The sequence below is a fragment of the Shewanella sp. NKUCC06_TVS genome, from assembly GCF_019345515.1.
GTDB classification, from domain to species: domain Bacteria; phylum Pseudomonadota; class Gammaproteobacteria; order Enterobacterales; family Shewanellaceae; genus Shewanella; species Shewanella oncorhynchi.
This window is the reverse complement of the sequence record NZ_JAHKQX010000008.1, coordinates 176,124-198,290: the sequence shown is the minus strand read 5'-3', so window position 1 is coordinate 198,290 and position 22,167 is coordinate 176,124. Positions and strand designations below refer to the sequence as shown.

Sequence of the window (22,167 nt, the reverse complement as noted above, 5' to 3'; positions counted from 1 at the left end):
ACCGCTATTAGGGAATTAAGATTAATAGTGACTTTCTTAATGCCAAAACAAAAAAGGAGATCATTTGATCTCCTTTTGATGCAATCACTTAAAAAGTGTGTGCCTATAAATAAGTCAAAGACTCATTATTCAGCAGCAGCTTCTTTCGTTTGTGCTTCTTTAATTGACAGACGTACGCGGCCTTGACGATCCACTTCCATCACCTTAACGGCAACTTCTTGGTTCAGCTCAAGGTGATCAGACACGTTAGCAACACGTTCATCACTGATTTGTGAAATGTGTACTAAACCGTCTTTGCCCGGCAGAATGTTCACGAATGCGCCGAAATCGACGATACGGATAACCTTACCATTGTAGATACGACCCACTTCAACTTCTGATGTGATTTCTTCGATACGACGGATAGCTTCTTTAGTTGCTTCGCCGTTTGAAGAAGCGATCTTCACAGTACCATCATCTTCAAGTTCAATCGTAGTGCCCGTTTCTTCGGTCAGAGCACGGATAACTGCGCCACCTTTACCGATAACGTCACGGATTTTTTCTGGGTTGATCTTGATAACAGTGATACGTGGAGCATGGTCAGAAATATCATCACGGTGTGAACCAATCGCTTGATCCATCACGTTCAGGATATGCACACGTGCGCCATAGGCTTGTTGCAGTGCGATATCCATAATTTCTTTAGTGATACCTTCGATCTTGATATCCATCTGCAATGCAGTAATACCATCACGTGTACCAGCAACTTTAAAGTCCATGTCACCTAAATGATCTTCATCACCTAAAATGTCAGAAAGAACAACGAAATCATCGCCTTCTTTCACTAGACCCATAGCGATACCCGCTACAGAAGTCTTGATAGGTACACCGGCATCCATCAGCGCGAGAGAAGTACCACATACTGACGCCATAGAGCTTGAACCGTTAGATTCAGTGATTTCAGATACAACGCGTACGCTGTATGGGAATTCAGCCGCTGAAGGCATAACAGCGTTAATACCGCGCCAAGCTAACTTACCATGACCGATTTCGCGGCGCTTAGGTGAACCCACCATACCTGTTTCACCAACAGAGTATGGAGGGAAGTTATAGTGCAGCATGAAACGGTTAGTACGCTCGCCCATGATGCTATCGATCTTCTGTGCATCACGTTCAGTACCTAAAGTACAAGTGACTAACGCTTGAGTTTCGCCACGAGTGAACAATGCGCTACCGTGAGTACGTGGCAATACGCCCGCTAACACACTTAAGGCACGGATCATGTCTGGTTCACGACCATCGATCCGTGGCTCGCCACGGATGATGCGACCACGAACCACTTTCTTCTCTAAGCTACCCAGTAAGTTGTCAACTTCACGTAAATCAACGCTTGGATTGCTCGCTAACAATGCTTCTTTTGCTGCTGCTTTAACAACAGAAACTTGAGCATAACGATCTTGTTTAACTTGGATTTTATACGCATCACCTAAACCAGCTTCAGCAAGCTCTTTGATTTGGGCGACTAAATCGGCATCTTGCGTTGGTGCAGTCCAATCCCAAGTTGGTTTACCGGCTTCTGCTTTAAATTCAGCAATCGCCTTGATAACCACTTGTTGTTGATCGTGACCGTAAACTACAGAACCTAACATCACTTCTTCTGGTAATGCTTGGGCTTCTGATTCCACCATTAATACTGCACCAGCAGTACCAGCAACCACTAAGTTCAGTTGACTGGTTGCAAGTTGTGCAACACTTGGGTTCAACACGTATTCGCCATCAATGTAACCCACACGTGCAGCACCTAAAGGACCGCTGAATGGAATACCAGAAATAGCCAGTGCCGCAGAAGTACCGATCATGGAGATGATATCTGGCTCGATTTGTGGATCGACAGATACTACGGTAATGATAACTTGAACTTCGTTTTTGAAACCATTAGGGAAAAGAGGGCGAATTGGACGGTCGATCAGACGAGCGATTAATGTCTCATCTTCTGAAGGACGGCCTTCACGCTTAAAGAAACCACCAGGAATTTTACCCGCTGCGTAGGTTTTTTCTTGATAGTTAACAGTCAGAGGGAAAAAGTCACGGCCTGCATCTGCATCTTTTTTACCGACAACAGTGACTAACACTGTCGTGTCACCCATACTCGCTAAAACGGCTGCATCAGCTTGACGCGCTATAACACCTGTTTCCAGGGTGACTGTATGTTGACCATACTCAAAACTCTTTACAATAGGATTCACGTGACCCATTCCTTAATTAATGACCTTGAATTACGCGCGTAAGTATACTGCAATTCGGATCAATAGATAAAGAGCAGATAATGATGACAAATACGTAACTTTTCACTAAAGTGGTTAAATCAACAAAGAGTTGCGGTTTATATTGATACGGAAAATCTCGCCGATGGTGAATAATTATCATGAAGGATGCGCCCGATGACAGGCCGTTTTAAGTCACTGACGTGGAAACAAACTAACCTAGTCGTATTTACTGCCCTATTTTTTGCCATTGCCATTTTTATTGTTGAAATCGCTTTAGTCGTCGTATCAACCAAACAACAACTCACGACCACTCAGCAAGAACTCCTTGATTCAGTTGAACAACCTGCAGCAAATGCTGTATGGGCATTAGATGATAATTTAGCCCGTCAAACTTTAGAGGGTGCCATCAAAGTCGAACATGTTGGCTCGGCGGTGATTGAGCTGGACGATGGCTCAATGTTTGTTTCTGTCAGTAATAATAAGCAGAATAACTCACAGACTTTTATCAGTTTAAGTAATAAATTATTTGATGATCTCAAAGAAATTTCTCGCCCTTTGTATAGGCCTTTTTATTTTGAAGGTACCCAACAACAGCAACTCATTGGTACATTAACGGTTTTCTACGATACCCAAGAACTCACAAACACCCTCTTCTCGCAGTTAAGATTTAGTTTTTTTGCTACTCTCGCTCGTGCACTCTTACTCACCTTAGTACTGTCCGTGGTATTCCATCGCTTCCTGACTCAGCCTATCGCACGCATCAGTGAGGCCATCGATAAGATCGAACCCGACTCTCCGGATGAAAATCTCTTACCTATGTCCAACGCACACAAGGATGATGAACTCGGCTTAGTAACCTCAAAATTCAACCAAATTCTTATTCAATTTAGCCAAACCCAGTCCAAACTGCGCAAAATGGCGACCCGAGATCCGCTAACTGGCTTACCGAACCGCACACTATTGCTTGAAACCATTGCAGTCACTATCCAACGCTCGCGAGTACACAAACGCAGCTTTGCATTGATGTTTATCGACTTAGACCGTTTTAAGAATATCAACGATTCCCTTGGCCACGCATTAGGCGATCAATTCCTCGCTCGTATCGCCCGAATTCTCGAACGATTCGTTGGTGATAAAGGCACAGTTTCCCGCTTAGGTGGCGATGAATTCGTTATTCTGGCCGATACGGTTCACACCCCAGACCAAGCGGCAGATTTTGTAGATAAGCTACTGATCCAGCTCAATGTCCCGATTCAATTAAATGAACATGCAATTCATCCTGCGGCATCGATTGGGATTTCTATTTATCCCGAAGACGGTAACAGCGCTGAAGATTTGATCCGTCACGCTGACATTGCCATGTACAGCGCGAAAGCTGCAGGCTCGAATCAATGGGCCTTCTTCAAACAACAGATGACTGAGCGAGCAGCAGTTCGTTTACGCACTGAAGCATCTTTACATGATGCGTTAAAAAACAATGAATTTTTACTGTATTTCCAACCGAAACTTGATCTGCAAACAGGCAAAGTTATCGCCTGTGAAGCCTTGATCCGTTGGCAAAAAGACGGACGACTCATCAGCCCCATTTCCTTTATTCCCGTCGCGGAAGAAACCGGTATCATCATTCCTATAGGTCGTTGGGTGATAGAGCAAAGCTGTAAAGTACTTAGGGAATGGCAGAAAAAATATAACTATGCCATCCCAATTGCGATTAATGTTGCCTCACAGCAATTTGCCGATGCTAGTTTAGTTCCCGATATCAAACAAATGGCATTACGCTATCAAATCCAACCCGAGTTGCTGGAAATTGAAATCACTGAAACCTCGTTGATGAACGACATTGAACTCGCTATCGCTAAGCTTGAACAATTGAAATCAGCCGGATTTGGTATTGCAGTCGATGACTTTGGCACAGGGTATTCTTCACTCTCTTACCTGCGCCATTTGCCTATCACTACCATGAAAATCGATCGTTGTTTCGTTTCCGATCTACCAGGGGATAGCGCAATTGCATCGACCATTTTAATGTTGGGAAAGCAGCTTAATTTGACCATTGTGGCCGAAGGCATTGAAAACGAGCAGCAATTGGATTGGTTGAAAGAAAATCAGTGCCAAGTCGGCCAAGGTTTCTATTTTAGTCAGCCTCTACCCCAAGCAGAATTTGAAGCGCTGTATATAGCAACACAAACAGCAACAATAAGCAGTCTTGATGGTTTACGTGGGGCTTAGGATACTTACATTGGCACTTAAGTATCGATTCGATGCTTAATCACATCAAGCTCAGCATAACGGACCTAAACATTAGACTGATTTTGACTGTAACTTCTTTATATTTCTCGTTTACACAATAAATATTCTGTTGAATTTTAGGCAATAAAAAAGGAGGCTAAGCCTCCTTTTTCACGTTAGTCGACGCGAAATTAACGACGTAGACCTAACTTTTGGATCAGAGCAGTGTAACGTGCTAAATCAGTACGTTTCAGGTAAGCAGTTAACTTACGACGTGAGCTAACCATACGTAACAGACCACGACGTGAGTGGTGATCATGAATGTGCTCTTTGAAGTGATCTTGCAAATGGTTGATTTGCGCAGTTAACAAAGCAACTTGAACTTCAGTTGAACCAGTGTCGTTTTCACAACGGCCAAAATCAGCCAAAATTTTTGCTTTTGCTTCAGAACTTAGTGACATGTATATCTCCAAATAAATAATATGAATCTCTAGCCGATCACTAACTCAGCCAGAGGGCGCGCTATTCTACCCATAAACCCACCCTAGCGCAATAAAAGGCGGGGACTAATGCATCAACTAATTTAATCATTTGTCGATGGATAGCGGGCTAATGCGTTTCTGCAGGTTCGTCATGGATAACAATGAGTCGTTTCGGCGCTAATAAGCCATCTTCGTTCATTGTGCCAATCCCCACAAACCGGCGAATATCACCTAAAGTGATACGTACCAACTCATCGGTTTTCAATTCTGCATTAACCGGTACACGAACCGCTTGACCTTGCATTAAGTAAGGAGCTATCGCATCCGGCACATTCACCTCTGGAAAATCGGCCACGGCCGTGTCCATAGGCAATAACAGAGGGTCGAGTAATACGCTCGGATCTATCTGTTGTTCATGTGCTTGAGCAACTAGCGCTTCGAGTTGTTCTAAAGTGACCATTCTGGCATAGGGATACTGCGCAACTTGGGTGCGGCGCAGCATAATCACATGGGCGCCACAACCGAGCATCTCACCGAGATCGTCTATGATAGTGCGAATATAAGTGCCCTTAGAACAATGAATGTCTAAGGTCAGCTCATCGCCTTCAAGACCGATGAAATTTAGCTCAAATACCGTAATAGGGCGAGATTCACGCGGCACTTCTATGCCTTCACGGGCATATTTATACAGGGGCTGACCCTGATATTTCAGCGCGGAATACATAGAAGGCACTTGCTGAGTTTCACCACGGAAGAAATCAAGCGCAGTTAATAGCTGCGCCTCGGTAAAATCAATGGCGCGGGTTTGCACCACTTCACCATCGGAATCACTGGTATCTGTCCGTTCGCCAAGCTTTGCCGTGACTAAGTAGCGTTTATCGGCATCCAATAAATGCTGAGAAAACTTAGTCCCTTCACCTAAGCATACAGGTAACATACCTGTCGCTAACGGATCGAGTGCGCCCGTATGCCCAGCTTTATTCGCATTAAAAAAGCGCTTTACCCTTTGCAATGCAAAGTTAGAACTCATGCCAGTGGATTTATCCAGCAGCACTATCCCATCGATAAAACGACCTTTTGGACGACGAGCCATTAATCTTTACCTTCCGTTTCATCTGCGTCATCAGCAATATCATCACCTAAGACTTCATCTTCAACCGATGCGTCTTCGCTGCCAAATTGCTGTTGCTTCGCTTTGTCTTGGTTGATCACTTGGCTAACTAAGTTAGACATGCGCATACCTTCAACTAGCGAGCTATCGTAGATAAAACGCAGTTCAGGCATGACACGCAGCTTCATACGACCCGCCACTAAAGTGCGGATATAAGGAGCTGCGCTGATCAAAGCGTTTAGCTTTTCTTGAACGACAGCTTTGTCTTCTTCAAAAAAAGTCACAAACACTTTGGCATAGCTGAGATCGCGAGAGACGTCGACGTCATTCACAGTCACAAAGCCAATACGAGGATCTTTCATGTCGCGCTGTAGCACTTGAGCAAGTTCTTGCTGAAGCTGCTGAGCGATTCGACGAGTACGACTGAATTCTTTTGCCATAATATTTCTTACCATAGCTTAAATTGATAAGGGCGGCTAAAGCCGCCCTTATTATCGTTACAGAGTACGAGCAATCTCGACGGTTTCGAATACTTCGATTTGGTCGCCTACGCGAACATCGTTGTAGTTCTTAACGCCAATACCACATTCCATACCATTGCGAACTTCAGCAACGTCGTCTTTAAAGCGACGTAGCGATTCGAGTTCACCTTCGTAGATAACAACGTTATCACGTAGTACGCGAATTGGCGCGCTACGCTTGATGGTACCTTCGGTCACCATACAGCCAGCAATTGCACCCAGCTTAGGTGACTTGAACACATCACGAACTTCAGCCAGACCGATAATTTGTTGTTTGAACACAGGAGACAGCATACCTGTCATCGCTGCACGCACTTCATCAATCAAATTATAGATAACGCTGTAGTAACGTAAATCAACACTTTCACTTTCGATAGTCTTACGGGCTTGTGCATCGGCACGTACGTTAAAACCAACCATGATAGCGTTAGAGGCAGCCGCTAAGGTTGCATCCGTTTCAGTCAGTGCACCCACACCGCGAGCGATGATGTTCACTTTCACTTCGTCGGTAGACAAACCTGTTAACGAATCAGTAATCGCTTCCAGTGAACCTTGCACGTCTGCTTTAAGAACGATGTTCAGTTCTTTCACTTCGCCGTCTGTCATGTTCGCAAACATGTTTTCTAGCTTAGATTTTTGCTGACGTGCCAGTTTCACATCACGGAACTTACCTTGACGATACAGGGCAACTTCGCGAGCTTTACGTTCGTCACGTACGACTGTTGCTTCATCACCTGCAGACGGAACGCCTGACAGACCTAGAATTTCAACAGGAATAGATGGACCCGCTTCAGTGATTGAACGACCGTTTTCGTCTTTCATTGCACGAATTTTACCGTACTCCAGACCACACAGAACGATATCACCTTGGCGCAGCGTACCTTCTTGAACCAGAATCGTAGCCACAGGGCCGCGACCTTTGTCCAATTGTGATTCAATGACCACACCGGCAGCCATACCATCACGTACCGCTTTCAGTTCGAGAACTTCAGCTTGCAGTAAGATACCTTCTAACAGTTCGTCAACGCCTTCACCTGTCTTAGCTGAAACGAAGGCAAACATGTTGTCTCCACCCCAATCTTCAGACATAACACCGTGTTGTGACAATTCGCTCTTAACGCGATCGATATCCGCTTCCGGTTTATCCATCTTGTTCACAGCCACGATTAATGGCACGTTACCAGCTTTAGCATGTTGAATAGCTTCGATTGTTTGCGGCATTACACCGTCATCGGCAGCAACAACTAGCACAACAATATCCGTTGCCTTGGCACCGCGGGCACGCATTGCGGTAAACGCGGCGTGACCAGGAGTATCAAGGAAAGTGATCATGCCATTTTCAGTTTCAACATGGTATGCACCGATATGCTGAGTAATACCACCGGCTTCGCCAGCAGCCACTTTAGCGCGGCGAATGTAGTCAAGTAACGAAGTCTTACCGTGGTCAACGTGACCCATGATAGTCACAACTGGTGCACGAGATTCTAGCTTGATGCCATCTTCATCATCACGGTCTTGTAGCACTTGGTGCTCAAGTTCGTTTTCACGGATAAGCACAACTTTGTGACCCATTTCTTCAGCAACTAGCTGGGCAGTCTCTTGATCCAACACTTGGTTGATCGTGACCATAGAACCCATTTTCATCATCTGTTTGATGATTTCAGTCGCTTTCACTGCCATTAAATGCGCAAGTTCAGAAACAGTAACAGTTTCACCGATACGCACATCACGGCTCACTGCTGCCACAGGCTTATTGAAGCCATGCGCCATAGACTCAGGTGCAGTACTGCGGTTACGCATGTGTTTTTCACGGCCGTCACGGGCATCTTTGCCGCCACGTTTTTTCGCGTTGCTCTTGTTACGAGCACGACGTCCGCGTTTTTCTTCATCCAGATCAGAAGTATCTTCAGCAGCACGAGCTACTTTAGATGTCGTGATGTGATGATCACCGTTTTTCTCAGCTTCTAAACGTTGGCGCTCTTCTTCGGCCCAGCGCTTAGAATGTTCTTCAGCGAGTAAGCGAGCAGTTTCTGCCGCTTTAGCCGCTTCTTCGTCTTGCTTACGTTTAGTTGCCGCTTCTTGCGCCGCTTTCAAACGTTCAGCTTCTAGACGAGCCGCTTCTGCTTCTGGTGACATATCTTTAACCACTTTCACTTCGGCTGCTGCTTTAGCTTTCGCCTTGGCTTCTGCTTCCACTTTTGCCTTAGCATCTGCTTCAGCTTTCACTTTTGCTACCGCAGCAGCTTCTGCTTCGGCCTTTGCTTTTGCCAAAGCTTCTGCTTCGGCTTTCGCTTCTTCTTCAGCCTTCAGAGTAGCCTCATTAGCATCACGCTTAACGAAAGTTCGTGTTTTACGAACTTCAACTTTAACATCTTTAGATTGACCACCATTACCGGCCACACTTAGGGTCGATACGGTTTTACGCTGCAGCGTCATTTTCGTTGGCGCATTTTCGCCACCGTGCTGCTTTTTCAGATAATCCAGTAACTGCTGCTTTTCAGCTTCAGTCACTTTATCAGCTTGGCCTTTCTTAATTCCAGCCTGAGAGAATTGCTCAATCAGACGTTCAACACTTTTACCCACTTCCGTGGCCAATTTCTCTACGGTAGTATCTGCCATCAGTTAAATCCCCCTGTTGATCGACTTATGCTTCTTCGCCAAACCAACAGATATTGCGGGCTGCCATGATGAGCTCACCTGCTTTTTCTTCTGTCAATTCTTCAATTTCGATCAAATCATCAATGCCTTGTTCAGCCAAGTCTTCTAGAGTCACAATACCTTTGCTAGCGAAAACATAGGCTAAGTGTCTTTCAACACCTTCAAGTGCTAGCAACTCTTCACTTGGCTCCACACCATCCAGTGCTTCTTCAGTAGCGAGAGCTCGAGTTGAGATCGCCGCTTTTGCACGTTCACGTAAAGCTTCGACGAGATCTTCGTCAAAACCGTCAATCGCCAATAGTTCAGACACAGGCACATAGGCAACTTCTTCGAGCGACGTAAAGCCCTCATCTGCCAGTACTTGTGCAAAATCTTCATCGACATCCAGTGAGTTAACAAATAAATCAACCACCTTGGCACTTTCTGCCTGATGTTTCTTATTCATATCTTCCACTGTCATAACGTTCAGAACCCAACCAGTCAGTTGTGTTGCTAAACGTACGTTCTGGCCATTACGTCCAATGGCTTGTGCCAAACTATCGGCTTCAACAGCGATATCCATAGAATGGTTATCTTCGTCTACTATGATAGAGGCAACATCGGCTGGCGCCATGGCATTGATCACGTATTGTGCTGGATTATCATCCCACAACACGATATCAACACGTTCGCCACCCAGTTCATTCGAAACGGCTTGTACACGCGCACCACGCATACCCACACACGCACCGATAGGATCGATACGGCGATCATTCGACTTAACGGCGATCTTAGCGCGAGCGCCTGGATCACGAGCAGCGCCCATGATTTCAATCAGTTCATCAGCGATTTCAGGCACTTCAACACGGAAAAGCTCGATCAGCATTTCAGGTTTAGTACGGCTTAAAAATAACTGTGCACCACGAGCTTCTGGACGTACTGAGTACAATAATGCACGCACACGGTCACCAGGGCGGAAAGATTCGCGTGAAATTAAGTCTTCACGGAACAATACGCCGTCAGCGTTATTACCTAAGTCAACCACTACGCTCTCGCGAGTCGCTTTTTTGACCACACCAGTGATTAACTCACCTTCCTGATCTTGGAACTGCTCAACCACTTGCGCACGTTCAGCTTCACGTACTTTCTGTACGATCACTTGCTTAGCGGTTTGAGTGGTAATACGGTCAAACACCACTGACTCGATATCGTCTTCGATAAACTCGCCAGGCTGGATGTCCGGATTTTCGTAACGTGCCGCTTCTAACGTGATTTCACGATAAGGGTTTTCTAACGCTTCACCGTGATCATCAACTACCATCCAACGACGGAAAGTATCATAACCACCGGTTTTACGGTCGATAGCAACACGAACGTCAATATCACCTTCGTACTTTTTCTTGGTTGCTGTGGCCAGAGCAATCTCTAGCGCTTCAAAAATTTTCTCGCGTGGAACGGCCTTTTCATTTGAAACCGCCTCAGCGACTAGCAGAATCTCTTTATTCATCTCGTCTTGCCTCGTTCACCTTGAAACCATCAAAACTTAGCGATTAAGTTGCCTTTGCGGATATTATCCAATGCGACAACTAACTCTTTACCATTCACTTTCAGCGAGAGCATTTGCCCGTCGACCGCAGTGATGGCGCCTTTTAAATTACGACTGCCGTCAACCGGCATAGTCAATTGAATCTTTACATCCTCGCCTACATAGCCCGCGTACTGCTCAGCAGTAAATAAGGGTCTATCTACGCCTGGCGAAGAAACCTCTAGGGTATATTCTGTAGAAATAGGATCTTCAACATCGAGTACAGCACTGACTTGGCGACTTGCATTGGCACAATCTTCAATATTGATACCATTCTCACCATCAATGAACACTCGCAGTGTGGAATGCTTACCCGCTTGAACATATTCAATGCCCCACAGCTGAAAGCCTAATGCTTCCACAGGTACTTTGAGCATTTCTGCCAGTCTGAATTCTAACGTTGCCAAGATTGACCCCCGAAAAAACAAAAAAGGGCTTAATAGCCCTAGTACAACGCCACATACGAAGCATGCGACAAATTTAAAAGTCCCAGATAACAAAAAACCCCGTAATCACGAGGTCATTAATTTCAAGAACCTGTAAACCATAACGAATTCAAACACTATTCGTTACTAGGAGCTGGTTGCGGGGGCCGGATTTGAACCGACGACCTTCGGGTTATGAGCCCGACGAGCTACCATGCTGCTCCACCCCGCGTCAACTGTGTGCAAGTATATTGACTATCGTCATTTCTTGCAATAACTAAGAGAGAACTTATCTCGCCTATCTTAGTTATATTTGGTGCCGAGAGCGGGACTTGAACCCGCACGACCGTTAGGTCACAGCCACCTCAAGGCTGCGCGTCTACCAATTTCGCCACCTCGGCGACACCTTTTACTAGTCAGGAATTTTCGTTTCTGACTTTTGGGTTCCTTGCTCAACTGGTTGGGTAACCTGTTCAGTGTCTGAACCTAAATCTTTCCATGAATCTTCATTTTTTGCGTGGTTTGCACTTAAGTTACCAATAAGCAGACTTAAAGTGAAAAACGCAATGGCAAGAATCGCCGTACTGCGTGTCAGGAAATTACCTGAACCGCTTGAACCAAAAAGAGTACCTGATGCACCGGCGCCAAAAGAGGCCCCCATGTCAGCTCCCTTACCTTGCTGAATTAATACTAAGCCGATTAGACCTAATGCAACCAACAAGTAAATAACTACTAGAACTTCATACATATTATGCGCTCATCGCTATGGTACACAGACTTAAAAACTCGCTAGAGTTTAAGCTAGCACCGCCAATCAGTCCACCATCAACATCAGGTTGGGCAAATAAATCTGCAGCATTACTCGGTGTCACACTACCACCGTAGAGAATCCTGATATTTTCTCCGATAAACGGAGACACTTCAGAGAGGCGTTTGCGAATAAACGCATGAACTTCTTGTGCCTGCTCTGGTGTAGCACTTTTACCTGTTCCTACAGCCCAAAGCGGCTCGTAGGCGATAATAGCGTTATCAAAAGCCATAGTGCCATTTTTCTGGATCACTATATCCAACTCTTCAGCAATCACCTCAAAGGTGCGTCTTGCTTCACGTGCTGGACCTGACTCACCCACACATAAAATTGGAGTTAAGCCATGCTTTTGTGCAGCGGCGAATTTCTCCGCTACGATATTACTCGTCTCTCCGTACATACGGCGACGTTCTGAATGCCCGATAATTACATATCGACATCCTGAATCTTTGAGCATCTGACCTGAAACTTCTCCGGTATAAGCGCCAAAGTCATGTTGACTTAGGTTTTGTGCGCCCATCCTAACAAGTGAACCGTCTAACGCTTCCTTGTTTGCTTCTAGCAGTTGCCTAACGCTCTCTAGATAGATAGAAGGCGGGCATAAAACCACTTCAGCTGAATCATTTTGGAGCTTAGAGGCAAATTTTTTGAACAACTCTTGTGCTAATGCCGCACTGCCGTTCATCTTCCAATTGCCAGCTACCATAGGACGTCTGAGTGCCATCACTGTCTCCTCTGAAAGCGGCGTGAATAATAGCGAACCACTTATTAAGTTACAATAGCTAAATTCGAATTTTTTCAGATATCAGGTTGGAATGCTTATTTTTTACACGCCAAAGCTGTTTTCTGTTCATTTGTGCAGCTAACACCTTAATTTTAAATTGGTATCAGCCGCACTCATTACAAAATTAGCAAATATTAGCTTGCCGATTTTACCGCATCCGCAATCAAATTTGCGTGCGCCAATACTGCACTATGATCGTCACCTTCAACCATGACACGGATCAAAGGTTCAGTACCTGACTTACGTAATAATACTCGGCCACGCACGCCCAGTTGAGATTCAACCTGTGCCTGCGCCGCTTTAACTTTATCTGACTTAAGAGGGTCGTGCTCGCCTTCAAAGCGCACATTGACTAACACCTGCGGCAACATTTCCATCGCAGAAGTCAGTTCTTCTAGCGTGGCATTCTGACGACGCATAGCCGCTAACACTAAAATCCCCGCAACTATGCCATCACCAGTTGTGCCGTGATCAAGATTGAGGATATGCCCTGAGTTTTCACCGCCGATGCGCCAATCGAGTTCTTTAAGTAGTTCCATCACATAACGGTCGCCCACTTTCGAACGCGCAAAGGGGATGTCTAATGCTTGCAAGGCGAGATCAAGCCCAAGGTTTGACATTAACGTACCAACTACACCACCGCGTAATACGCCACGGGATTTCGCATCACAGGCCAGAATATATAAAATTTGATCGCCGTCGATCACTTCGCCTTTGCTGTTGACCATCATAATACGGTCACCGTCACCGTCGAGTGCAATACCTAAATCGGCACTTTCGGCTAGAACGGTTTCACAAATTTTGCCCATGGACGTCGCGCCCACTTTATCATTGATGTTCATCCCGTTGGGTTTATCACCAATGGCAATCACCTCGGCGCCTAACTCACGAAACACAGCTGGCGCTATGTGATAAGTTGCGCCATGGGCACAATCAACCACAATTTTTAGCCCAGTTAACGTGTGTTCTGCAGGAAAATTACCTTTGCAATACTCAATATAACGGCCACGGGCATCTTCAATACGCGATACCTTCCCCAATAGATGCGACTCAACACAAACGAGGGGCTTTTCAAGCTCGGCTTCAATTTCTAGCTCTAGGTTATCGTCTAACTTACTGCCGTCGGTGGAGAAAAACTTAATACCGTTATCGTAATACGGATTGTGTGACGCGCTGATCACCACCCCAGCTTCGGCGCGAAACGTGCGCGTCAAATAGGCTACTGCTGGCGTTGGCATAGGTCCCATTAACATCACATTAAGGCCTGCAGCAGAAAGGCCAGCTTCTAATGCTGACTCAAACATATAGCCCGAAATACGGGTATCTTTACCTATAATCACCTTTTTGGTACCACTGCGGGATAACACGCGCCCCGCCGCCCAACCTAACTTAAGCGCGAGCTCAGGCGTCATTTGACCTGAACCGACTTTTCCCCGAATACCGTCAGTTCCAAAAAATTTACGTTCTTTCATATCGCTCCACAAACTCAAATGTGTCCCAATGATTTGGGATCATAATATTAATTAAATGCTTAACGAGAGCATAACGATGCTTAAAAATACGCTTGTGTCGCTTGTAACACCTTGAGCATATCCACAGTTTCAGTAACATCATGCACACGAATGATATGAGCGCCCTTTTGGGCCGCTATCATAGCGCAAGCAAGGCTCCCAGCAAGACGTTCTGAGGTCGGTTTTGCTAAGAGGTTTCCTATCATGCTCTTACGAGACAATCCTATCAATATCGGTAAATCAAACTGGGCAAAACAGTCGAGCTTCGCCAGTAATTCATAGTTATGCTCTAAGCTTTTACCAAAACCAAATCCCGGATCGAGTATTAATAATTCACGGGGGATCCCTGCTCGCAAGCAAGCTTCAATCCGCTCAGTTAAAAAGGCAGAAACTTCTTCAATAACATTATGGTAAGTCGGTGCAAATTGCATGCTTTGGGGTTCGCCTTGCATATGCATTAAGCATATGGGGACTTGCAACTCTGCAGCAGCTTCAAGCGCACCAGGCTCCATCAGGGCGCGCACATCGTTAATCAAATGTGCGCCCGCAGCAACAGCTTGACGCATGACTTCAGGTTTACTGGTATCGACCGAAATCCACACATCATGGTGCGCCGCAACATATTTCACCAACGGGATCACCCGCGTAAGTTCATCGGCTAAGCTCACCTCGGCGGCGCCGGGTCTTGTCGACTCACCGCCAATGTCTATCATTCCCGCGCCTTGAGCTACCATGTCATCGGCATGCTGACAGGCAAGCTCATAGGAAGAATATTGACCACCGTCGGAAAAAGAATCGGGAGTGACATTAAGTATACCCATCACAATGGGCGAAGATAACGCGAGGCGTTTAGTGCCAGCAATCAGTTCAAACACGCATTTACTCCTGTAATACGAACACTTACGATTTTACTCACTGGCATAACTTGCGTCATTAATTTCAAGCCTTCATTTTCTATCCAAAATGACTAATGTCAGAAGATAAATATCAATGGTGGCAGAGAGTATCAATGACAGCGCAGTCAAATTGCTAACAAGGTAAAACAAGAAAACCCCTTTACGGGGTTTTCTTTGGTTTCACAACACATTACTTAGCTGGAGATTCATCAGGATCTTTCAGTTCTGGCTCAGCAGGTGCAGTCACACTGTCTTCAGCTTTCGCTGCTGGTTCACCATGACCATTGCCTTTATCGTTAGAACCATTGTCATCCACTTGCCAATCAGCAGGCTGACGCACTTCACGACGTTTCATTAAATCGTCAATTTGAAGTGAATCAATGGTTTCATACTTCATTAAAGCTTCTTTCATGGAGTGCAGAATATCGAGGTTATCCGTCAATATCTGTCTCGCTCTAGCGTAGTTTTTGTCGATAAAGACTTTTACTTCAGCATCGATAATGGTTGCAGTTTCATCGGACATCGCTTTGGCTTTACCCATGCTGCGACCTAAGAAGACTTCACCATCTTCTTCTGCATACAGCAATGGACCTAACTTGTCCGAGAAGCCCCACTGAGTCACCATGTTACGCGCAATAGATGTCGCGTATTTGATGTCCTGTGATGCGCCAGTCGACACTTTCTCAGTACCGTAGATAAGCTCTTCTGCTAAACGACCACCGTAGGCGACCGAAATTTGGCTTTCTAACTTACGACGGCTCTGGCTCACTGAGTCAGCTTCAGGTAAGAAGAAAGTGACACCCAGCGCACGGCCGCGAGGAATGATAGTCACCTTGTGCACAGGATCGTGCTCTGGTACTAAACAACCCACAATAGCATGGCCTGCTTCATGGTAAGCGGTCATTTCTTTTTCAGCTTCAGACATCACCATAGAACGGCGCTCAGCACCCATCATGATTTTATCTTTTGCACGCTCAAATTCTTCCATGCCTACAACTCGGCGATTTCCGCGAGCCGCAAACAAGGCAGCTTCGTTCACTAAGTTAGCTAAATCAGCACCCGAGAAACCTGGCGTACCACGGGCAATCACACTCGCCTTCACATCTTCAGAAAGCGGCACTTTACGCATATGCACTTTCAAAATCTGCTCACGACCACGAACGTCTGGTAAACCAACGACCACTTGACGGTCAAAACGACCCGGACGTAATAACGCAGAATCGAGTACGTCTGGACGGTTAGTTGCCGCGATAACAATAACGCCTTCATTACCTTCGAAGCCATCCATCTCAACCAGCATTTGGTTCAGTGTTTGCTCACGTTCATCATGACCACCACCTAAACCCGCGCCACGTTGACGACCGACCGCATCGATTTCATCGATGAAGATGATACAAGGTGCAGACTTTTTCGCTTGTTCAAACATGTCACGCACACGGGATGCACCGACACCAACAAACATTTCAACGAAATCAGAACCTGAAATAGTGAAGAAAGGGACTTTAGATTCACCCGCAATGGCTTTCGCCAGCAAGGTTTTACCTGTACCTGGAGGACCCACCATCAGTACGCCCGTTGGAATTCGGCCGCCCAATTTTTGGAATTTAGTTGGGTCACGCAGGTAATCAACCAGCTCTTTCACTTCTTCTTTTGCTTCATCACAACCAGCAACATCGGCAAAAGTAGTTTTAATCTGATCTTCGCTCATCAGCTTGGCTTTGCTCTTACCAAAGGACATAGCGCCTTTGCCACCGCCGCCTTGCATCTGGCGCATGAAGAAAATCCATACCCCGATAAGCAATAACATCGGGAACCAAGAGATGAAGATTTGGGTAAGGAACCCTGACTCTTCAGCTTCTTGGCCCTTCATAGTGATGCCTTTACGATCAAGATCATTAATTAAATCTTGGTCATATAACGGCATGATAGTAGTGAATTTTTCACCAGTTCGTTTAGCACCTTCAATAGTACGTTGGTCGCTCTTAACTTCAACAGTTGCGACCTGTCCATCACGGACATTATCTAAGAAGGTAGAATAATCCATCTTCTGCGATGACGAAGAAGAGGGGGAGTAACCCTGAAACACTGACATCAGCACAACGGCGATGACAACCCAGAGTATTAGATTTTTTGCCATGTCACTCAAATTACTAGACCTCATTAAGTCTTGCGATTATTAACGCTAGGTTACTACAACTTGTACCCTGTCGCCACAAGATAGACTTCGCGGGAACGAGCCCGTGAAGAGTCTGGTTTACGTGTTTTAACGACTTTAAACACTGCTTTTACCGCTTTCATGTATTCGTCAAAGCCCTCCCCCTGAAAGACTTTTACCGCAAAACAGCCATTAGGAGCCAATACTTGATGGCACATATCTAACGCCAATTCCACTAAATACATGGCACGGGGCTGATCAACACTATCTGAACCACTCATGTTGGGTGCCATATCAGACAACACAACGTCAACTTTAGCATCACCGACGCGAGTAAGTAATGCTTGAAGGACTTTATCTTCACGAAAATCCCCTTGCAAAAAATCGACGCCGACGATGGGATCCATAGGCAAAATGTCACAGGCGATGACTTTACCTCTATCTCCCGCTAATTTAACTGCCACTTGAGACCAACCTCCTGGAGCGGCACCGAGATCAACCACAGTCATGCCTGGGCGAATTAGTTGATCCTTTTGCTGGATCTCCTCAAGCTTAAACGCAGCGCGAGATCGCAAGCCCATTTTTTGGGCGAGTTTGACATAGTGATCATCAAAGTGTTCTAGCATCCAGCGATTAGAACTGGCCGTACGTTTTATACCTGACATTTAAAATCCGCAACAATTGAGAGTTACACAAAGGCTATATAAGGGTAGAATAGCCGTTTTTCAACAGTAACTCAGCAAAAGTTGGTAGAAATGAACTTAACAACCAAACAAAAACAGCATTTAAAAGGTCTAGCGCATCCGCTAAAGCCAGTGGTGCTGCTTGGTGCCAATGGATTGACTGAAGGTGTACTCGCTGAAATTGAAAGCGCACTCGCTTATCATGAACTGATTAAAGTGAAAGTAGCCTCTGCCGACAGAGAGCTAAAAAATGCCATCGTTGATGCCATAGTACGTGAAACTCAATCCGCAAAAGTGCAACTTATTGGTCATATTCTGGTGATTTATCGTCAATCACCAGAAATGAAAATTGCTTTGCCAAAGGCAAAGTAATTTTTCTTGATTTTATCGTGTTAACAAAAAGGCCATTCAATCGAGTGGCCTTTTTGTTTTCGCTGTTAATTTAAGCGATTAGCATAGCCCTAAGGTGTTTCAGAAATCACTTGTTCCTTATAATGCTCAGGCGTTAAGCCTAATAACTCAGGCAATGAGGTACCAACCGAAATCGAAGAGAATGTGCCAGTTAATATACCGATAAACATTGCAATCGAAAATCCTTCCAGCGGTCCACCGCCCATGATCCACAGCGCACCGACCGTCATTAAGGTTGTCCCTGATGTCACCATAGTGCGAGAAAACGTCGCCACAATTGCTTGGTTGTTAATGTCTTGAATCGCAAGCTTTGGCTTAGCAATCAATAATTCACGAATACGGTCAGCGATAATGATCGAATCGTTTAAGGAATAACCTAAAATCGCCAGCACAGCCGCAAGTATCGTTAAATTAAACTCCATCTGAGTCAACGCGAAAAATGCCAACACGAACACTACGTCATGCACTAACGCGAATAGGGCACCCGATGCGAGTCGCCATTCGAAGCGGTAACTTAAATAACCTAATATCGCCAGCATAGCGACTAACAACGCCAAACCGCCCTGCTCAGCCAATTCTTGACCAATCTGCGGCCCGACAACACTGCTGTTAAGCACTTGCACTTCAGAGTTAAGCGGCGCTAATACCTGCTGAATATCGATATTACCTTGCTCTGTATCGGCACTCTTTATATCGGAATAGCGCAACACCCAACGTCCCGGCTCACTGGCGGAGACTACACTCACCTCTTGCTGATAAGCGGCATTAAGTAAAGGTTGCAGTTCACTGCTGGTAATTTTTCTATCGATCTGCACTTCGGTGACGACACCGCCAGTAAAATCTAAGCCCCAGTTAAAACCTTTCACGCCGATGATGGTTAATGACACTAGCATCAACAAAATTGAGATAGCACTCGAAACATAACGCCATTTAGTTAGATTAATATTTTTCATGATTATACCTTCACATGACGGCTAGCATCACGTCCATAAACTAAGTTGATCAAGGCCCTTGAAGCAAAGATACCGGTAAACATGCTGGTCAATAGACCTAGACCTAAGGTCAAGGCAAAACCTTGAATTGGACCATTACCTATGGAGTAAAGCACCACTGCAGTGATCATAGTGGTGAAGTTAGCGTCAAAAATAGTAGAAAACGCGCTATCAAAACCCGTATCAATTGCCAGCGCAAAACTGCGACCTTCCTTTAACTTATCTTTTATTCGCTCGAAAATCAGCACATTGGTATCGACAGCCATACCGACTGTTAACACCAAACCCGCAATACCAGGTAAGGTCAACACAGCGCCAGGGATAAGCGCCAGTAAACCAAACAGGATCACCATATTGGAGATCAGCGCTATATTCGCCACCCAGCCGAGACGGCGATACCAAAGCGCCATAAACAGCAAGGTAATCCCCATCCCTAAACCAAGGGCCGCAAAACCGTTTTCAATGTTTTCAGCACCCAGCGTCGGGCCAATAGTGCGCTCTTCAACAATAGTCACTGGCGCCGTCATAGAGCCAGCTCGCAGTAACAGAGCTAATTGTTGTGCTTCTTGATAGGAGCCTGCACCCGTAATGCGAAAACGGTCTCCAAGTTGGGATTGAATAGTCGCAACACTGATAATCTCTTGTGTTTGCTTTGCCTTACCTTGCTCATCACGGCTGTATTCGCTGTAAGACGTCGCCATAGGTTTGCCGATATTGGTACGGGAAAACTCAGACATTTTCTGCCCGCCCACACGGTCAAGGTTAATGTTCACCTCCGCCATGCCCATCTCACCTAAACTCGCCCTCGCATCGACAATATGATCGCCACCCAGCACTGGTGTGCGGCTCACATAAATAGGCTTACCAGACTTGTCATTGAGCACCATAGCATTAACGGAGCCAGACTCTTTAACCTCGAAAAAGGCCAGACTCGCCGTAGCACCGATAACGTTTTTAGCGGCTGCAGGATCTTGTACTCCAGGCAATTCAATCCGAATTCGATGCTCCCCTTGACGCTGCACTAAAGCTTCAGTGATACCGAGTTCTTCAATACGGCTGCGCATCACTTGTAAGTTTTGCTGCACTGTCAAATTACGCAGTTTCGTTTGCTCTTCTTGGCTCAACTTAATCAGTAAACCCGCGCCATCTGCATTGGATAGCTGCCAATTAGGATAGGACTCTTTCATCATTTGACGCACAGCAGCACGGGCGTCATTATCGGGCAACGTCATGTTTAACTGATGACTTTGGTCCAAATGCACGCTGGCACCACGAATTTTCTGCTCACGGATGAATTGACGTAGCGAATCAACAAGCGTCTCGGCCTGAGTTTGATAAACAGGATCAATATCAACATCGAGTAAGAACTGTACGCCACCGCGCAAGTCGAGCCCGAGTTTAATCGGCTGAAAGCCTAAGTTTTGTAACCAACTTGGCGCCGCACTGGCAAGGGATAAAGTCAATTCTTTTGGCTCTGCGACCATAGAAGAGACTAAAGTTTTGACTAAGGTTTGTTGGTTATCCGCATCGAGGACAATTAAGGTTTCACCATTTTTTTGGTCGATACGTTTTACCGTCACGCCTTCAGCTTGTAGCTTATCTCGAAGGGCAATAGGTGTGAGCGTTAACCCCGCCTTCGCGCCCACCTGCACCGCAGCATCCTCACCGTAAAATGTCGGCAAAGCACTGAATAGCATCACTATAATAGTGACAATAAGCACTAAGTATTTCCAAGCTGAATAGTGATTTAGCAGCCGTTGATTGGGTTTTCTTTCCATGGGATTAACTCGCTATTTAACGCTCAGCATTTGAATCAAATCGCTAAGCGAACATATTGATATCAGTCCGAAACACGTAATTGAGTCCCAGCGGCTAAGCTCGTAAGGCTCAAATCATCACTGCTTACTTAAGCAGCTATAAAAAGTTTCGGTGAGTACAAAAAGGCAACAGCATGAAAAATCGATAAGAGTAGGCTCCTATCAACGTCATGCCTAAATAGGCGAGCTAAGCGGCTTGTTGGCTAAATCGATATTGAAGATTTGAGACTTTCCAACCCGAAATTCGGGCGGGGGAAGAAACAGCAGAAAGCGTCCAATCTGATGTGATATCAAGATCAGTGGGTTCAACGACATTGGATGTCGGTTCGGCAGTAAAGTCTACAGCGAGTACATATACTGGCTTGACCTCACGCACATCGTGCTGGGCAAGACTGATAAATCGCGGCGAATTTATCGGGGCAAAATCTAAGTCATCAGAATGACTTAGATAGTCAGAGCTCGGACAAGGTGCTGGCTGTGATTCTGAGTCTGCACTGACTAGATCGGTATCATGACTATTCGGTGAGCCGCAGCTTTCAACGGTTTGCGCATCAGATTGGGCGATAACATCGGCATTGGGCAAGCTTTGAGGCTCAGCGCTTAGTTTTGTATGGGGAGTCGAGCTATCAAGACTCACAGTATGCATCTGAGCCGTTTGTTTCAGAGTAGTGTGTTTCTGACCCATATGCATCTGAACATAATGGCGAGTTGCATCACTGCGCTGTACTGAGGGTTTTGGCGCATAGCTAGCCGAGTGCGCAATCAACATGATCGCCACGCAAACTAACATCAATCCTGTACGCCAATGTTTGACCAAAGCGTGCCCTCTTATAAAACGTTATCAAACTAAGGATGAACCAATTCACTGTTCGCT

18 protein-coding genes and 2 tRNA genes are annotated in these 22,167 nt (G+C 45.7%); 2 read left to right on the top strand and 18 right to left on the bottom strand.

The window, feature by feature from the left end:
* Positions 1-125: 125 nt before the first annotated feature.
* A complete protein-coding gene (gene pnp, locus KO531_RS11220) occupies positions 126-2,225 on the bottom strand; it encodes a polyribonucleotide nucleotidyltransferase (protein WP_105251702.1) in 2,100 nt (699 codons plus the stop codon).
* A gap of 195 nt (positions 2,226-2,420) precedes the next feature.
* On the opposite strand from pnp, the gene KO531_RS11215 reads away from it, so the two are divergent.
* Positions 2,421-4,475 carry an EAL domain-containing protein gene (locus KO531_RS11215; RefSeq protein WP_105251701.1) on the top strand — a complete coding sequence of 685 codons (2,055 nt, stop codon included), beginning with the start codon at positions 2,421-2,423 and terminating at the stop codon, positions 4,473-4,475.
* 191 nt (positions 4,476-4,666) lie between these two features.
* Here KO531_RS11215 and rpsO read toward each other — a convergent pair whose 3' ends face one another.
* The 14 genes from rpsO to rlmE all read right to left on the bottom strand — a co-directional run bounded on the left by rpsO (position 4,667) and on the right by rlmE (position 18,055).
* Positions 4,667-4,936 carry a 30S ribosomal protein S15 gene (gene rpsO / locus KO531_RS11210; RefSeq protein WP_219251202.1) on the bottom strand — a complete coding sequence of 90 codons (270 nt, stop codon included), beginning with the start codon at positions 4,934-4,936 and terminating at the stop codon, positions 4,667-4,669.
* Positions 4,937-5,084: 148 nt separating this feature from the next.
* On the bottom strand, positions 5,085-6,050 hold the full coding sequence (gene truB / locus KO531_RS11205; RefSeq protein ID WP_028761448.1) for a tRNA pseudouridine(55) synthase TruB: 966 nt from the start codon (positions 6,048-6,050) through the stop codon (positions 5,085-5,087).
* Positions 6,050-6,508: a 30S ribosome-binding factor RbfA gene (gene rbfA / locus KO531_RS11200; protein ID WP_105251700.1), complete on the bottom strand. Its 459-nt coding sequence runs from the start codon at positions 6,506-6,508 to the stop codon at positions 6,050-6,052. Before rbfA ends, truB begins: the two co-directional genes overlap by 1 nt.
* Positions 6,509-6,565: 57 nt before the next feature.
* Positions 6,566-9,208, bottom strand: coding sequence for a translation initiation factor IF-2 (infB, locus tag KO531_RS11195; RefSeq protein WP_173497503.1), 2,643 nt, complete (start codon positions 9,206-9,208; stop codon positions 6,566-6,568).
* Between the two features lie 25 nt (positions 9,209-9,233).
* Positions 9,234-10,733, bottom strand: coding sequence for a transcription termination factor NusA (nusA, locus tag KO531_RS11190; RefSeq protein WP_028761452.1), 1,500 nt, complete (start codon positions 10,731-10,733; stop codon positions 9,234-9,236).
* Positions 10,734-10,762: 29 nt separating this feature from the next.
* Positions 10,763-11,218, bottom strand: a complete 456-nt coding sequence (gene rimP, locus KO531_RS11185; protein ID WP_219251201.1) for a ribosome maturation factor RimP — start codon at positions 11,216-11,218, stop codon at positions 10,763-10,765.
* A gap of 173 nt (positions 11,219-11,391) precedes the next feature.
* A tRNA-Met gene (locus KO531_RS11180) sits at positions 11,392-11,468 on the bottom strand.
* Between the two features lie 82 nt (positions 11,469-11,550).
* Positions 11,551-11,637 (bottom strand) — tRNA-Leu (locus KO531_RS11175).
* A gap of 11 nt (positions 11,638-11,648) precedes the next feature.
* Positions 11,649-11,984: a preprotein translocase subunit SecG gene (secG, locus tag KO531_RS11170; protein WP_028761453.1), complete on the bottom strand. Its 336-nt coding sequence runs from the start codon at positions 11,982-11,984 to the stop codon at positions 11,649-11,651.
* 1 nt (position 11,985) lies between these two features.
* Positions 11,986-12,768 (bottom strand): triose-phosphate isomerase, encoded by a 783-nt coding sequence (gene tpiA, locus KO531_RS11165; RefSeq protein ID WP_006082720.1) that lies wholly within the window; start codon positions 12,766-12,768, stop codon positions 11,986-11,988.
* A 194-nt stretch (positions 12,769-12,962) separates the two neighbouring features.
* Positions 12,963-14,300: a phosphoglucosamine mutase gene (gene glmM / locus KO531_RS11160; protein WP_028761454.1), complete on the bottom strand. Its 1,338-nt coding sequence runs from the start codon at positions 14,298-14,300 to the stop codon at positions 12,963-12,965.
* A gap of 80 nt (positions 14,301-14,380) precedes the next feature.
* Positions 14,381-15,214, bottom strand: a complete 834-nt coding sequence (gene folP, locus KO531_RS11155; RefSeq protein ID WP_219251200.1) for a dihydropteroate synthase — start codon at positions 15,212-15,214, stop codon at positions 14,381-14,383.
* Positions 15,215-15,425: 211 nt separating this feature from the next.
* The gene (ftsH, locus tag KO531_RS11150; RefSeq protein WP_168822810.1) at positions 15,426-17,396 is read right to left on the bottom strand and encodes an ATP-dependent zinc metalloprotease FtsH; all 1,971 of its coding nucleotides are present in this window, start codon (positions 17,394-17,396) and stop codon (positions 15,426-15,428) included.
* A gap of 29 nt (positions 17,397-17,425) precedes the next feature.
* Positions 17,426-18,055 (bottom strand): 23S rRNA (uridine(2552)-2'-O)-methyltransferase RlmE, encoded by a 630-nt coding sequence (rlmE, locus tag KO531_RS11145; protein WP_006082724.1) that lies wholly within the window; start codon positions 18,053-18,055, stop codon positions 17,426-17,428.
* A gap of 90 nt (positions 18,056-18,145) precedes the next feature.
* On the opposite strand from rlmE, the gene yhbY reads away from it, so the two are divergent.
* Complete coding sequence (gene yhbY / locus KO531_RS11140) at positions 18,146-18,445, top strand: ribosome assembly RNA-binding protein YhbY (protein ID WP_006082725.1); 300 nt, start codon at positions 18,146-18,148, stop codon at positions 18,443-18,445.
* A gap of 89 nt (positions 18,446-18,534) precedes the next feature.
* On the opposite strand, the gene secF is transcribed toward yhbY, so the two are convergent.
* From secF to KO531_RS11125, 3 genes are all read right to left on the bottom strand, one after another.
* On the bottom strand, positions 18,535-19,437 hold the full coding sequence (secF, locus tag KO531_RS11135) for a protein translocase subunit SecF (protein WP_028761458.1): 903 nt from the start codon (positions 19,435-19,437) through the stop codon (positions 18,535-18,537).
* Positions 19,438-19,439: 2 nt separating this feature from the next.
* On the bottom strand, positions 19,440-21,254 hold the full coding sequence (secD, locus tag KO531_RS11130; RefSeq protein ID WP_105251696.1) for a protein translocase subunit SecD: 1,815 nt from the start codon (positions 21,252-21,254) through the stop codon (positions 19,440-19,442).
* A gap of 226 nt (positions 21,255-21,480) precedes the next feature.
* Positions 21,481-22,083, bottom strand: a complete 603-nt coding sequence (locus KO531_RS11125; protein WP_219251199.1) for a hypothetical protein — start codon at positions 22,081-22,083, stop codon at positions 21,481-21,483.
* Between the last annotated feature and the right edge of the window lie 84 nt (positions 22,084-22,167).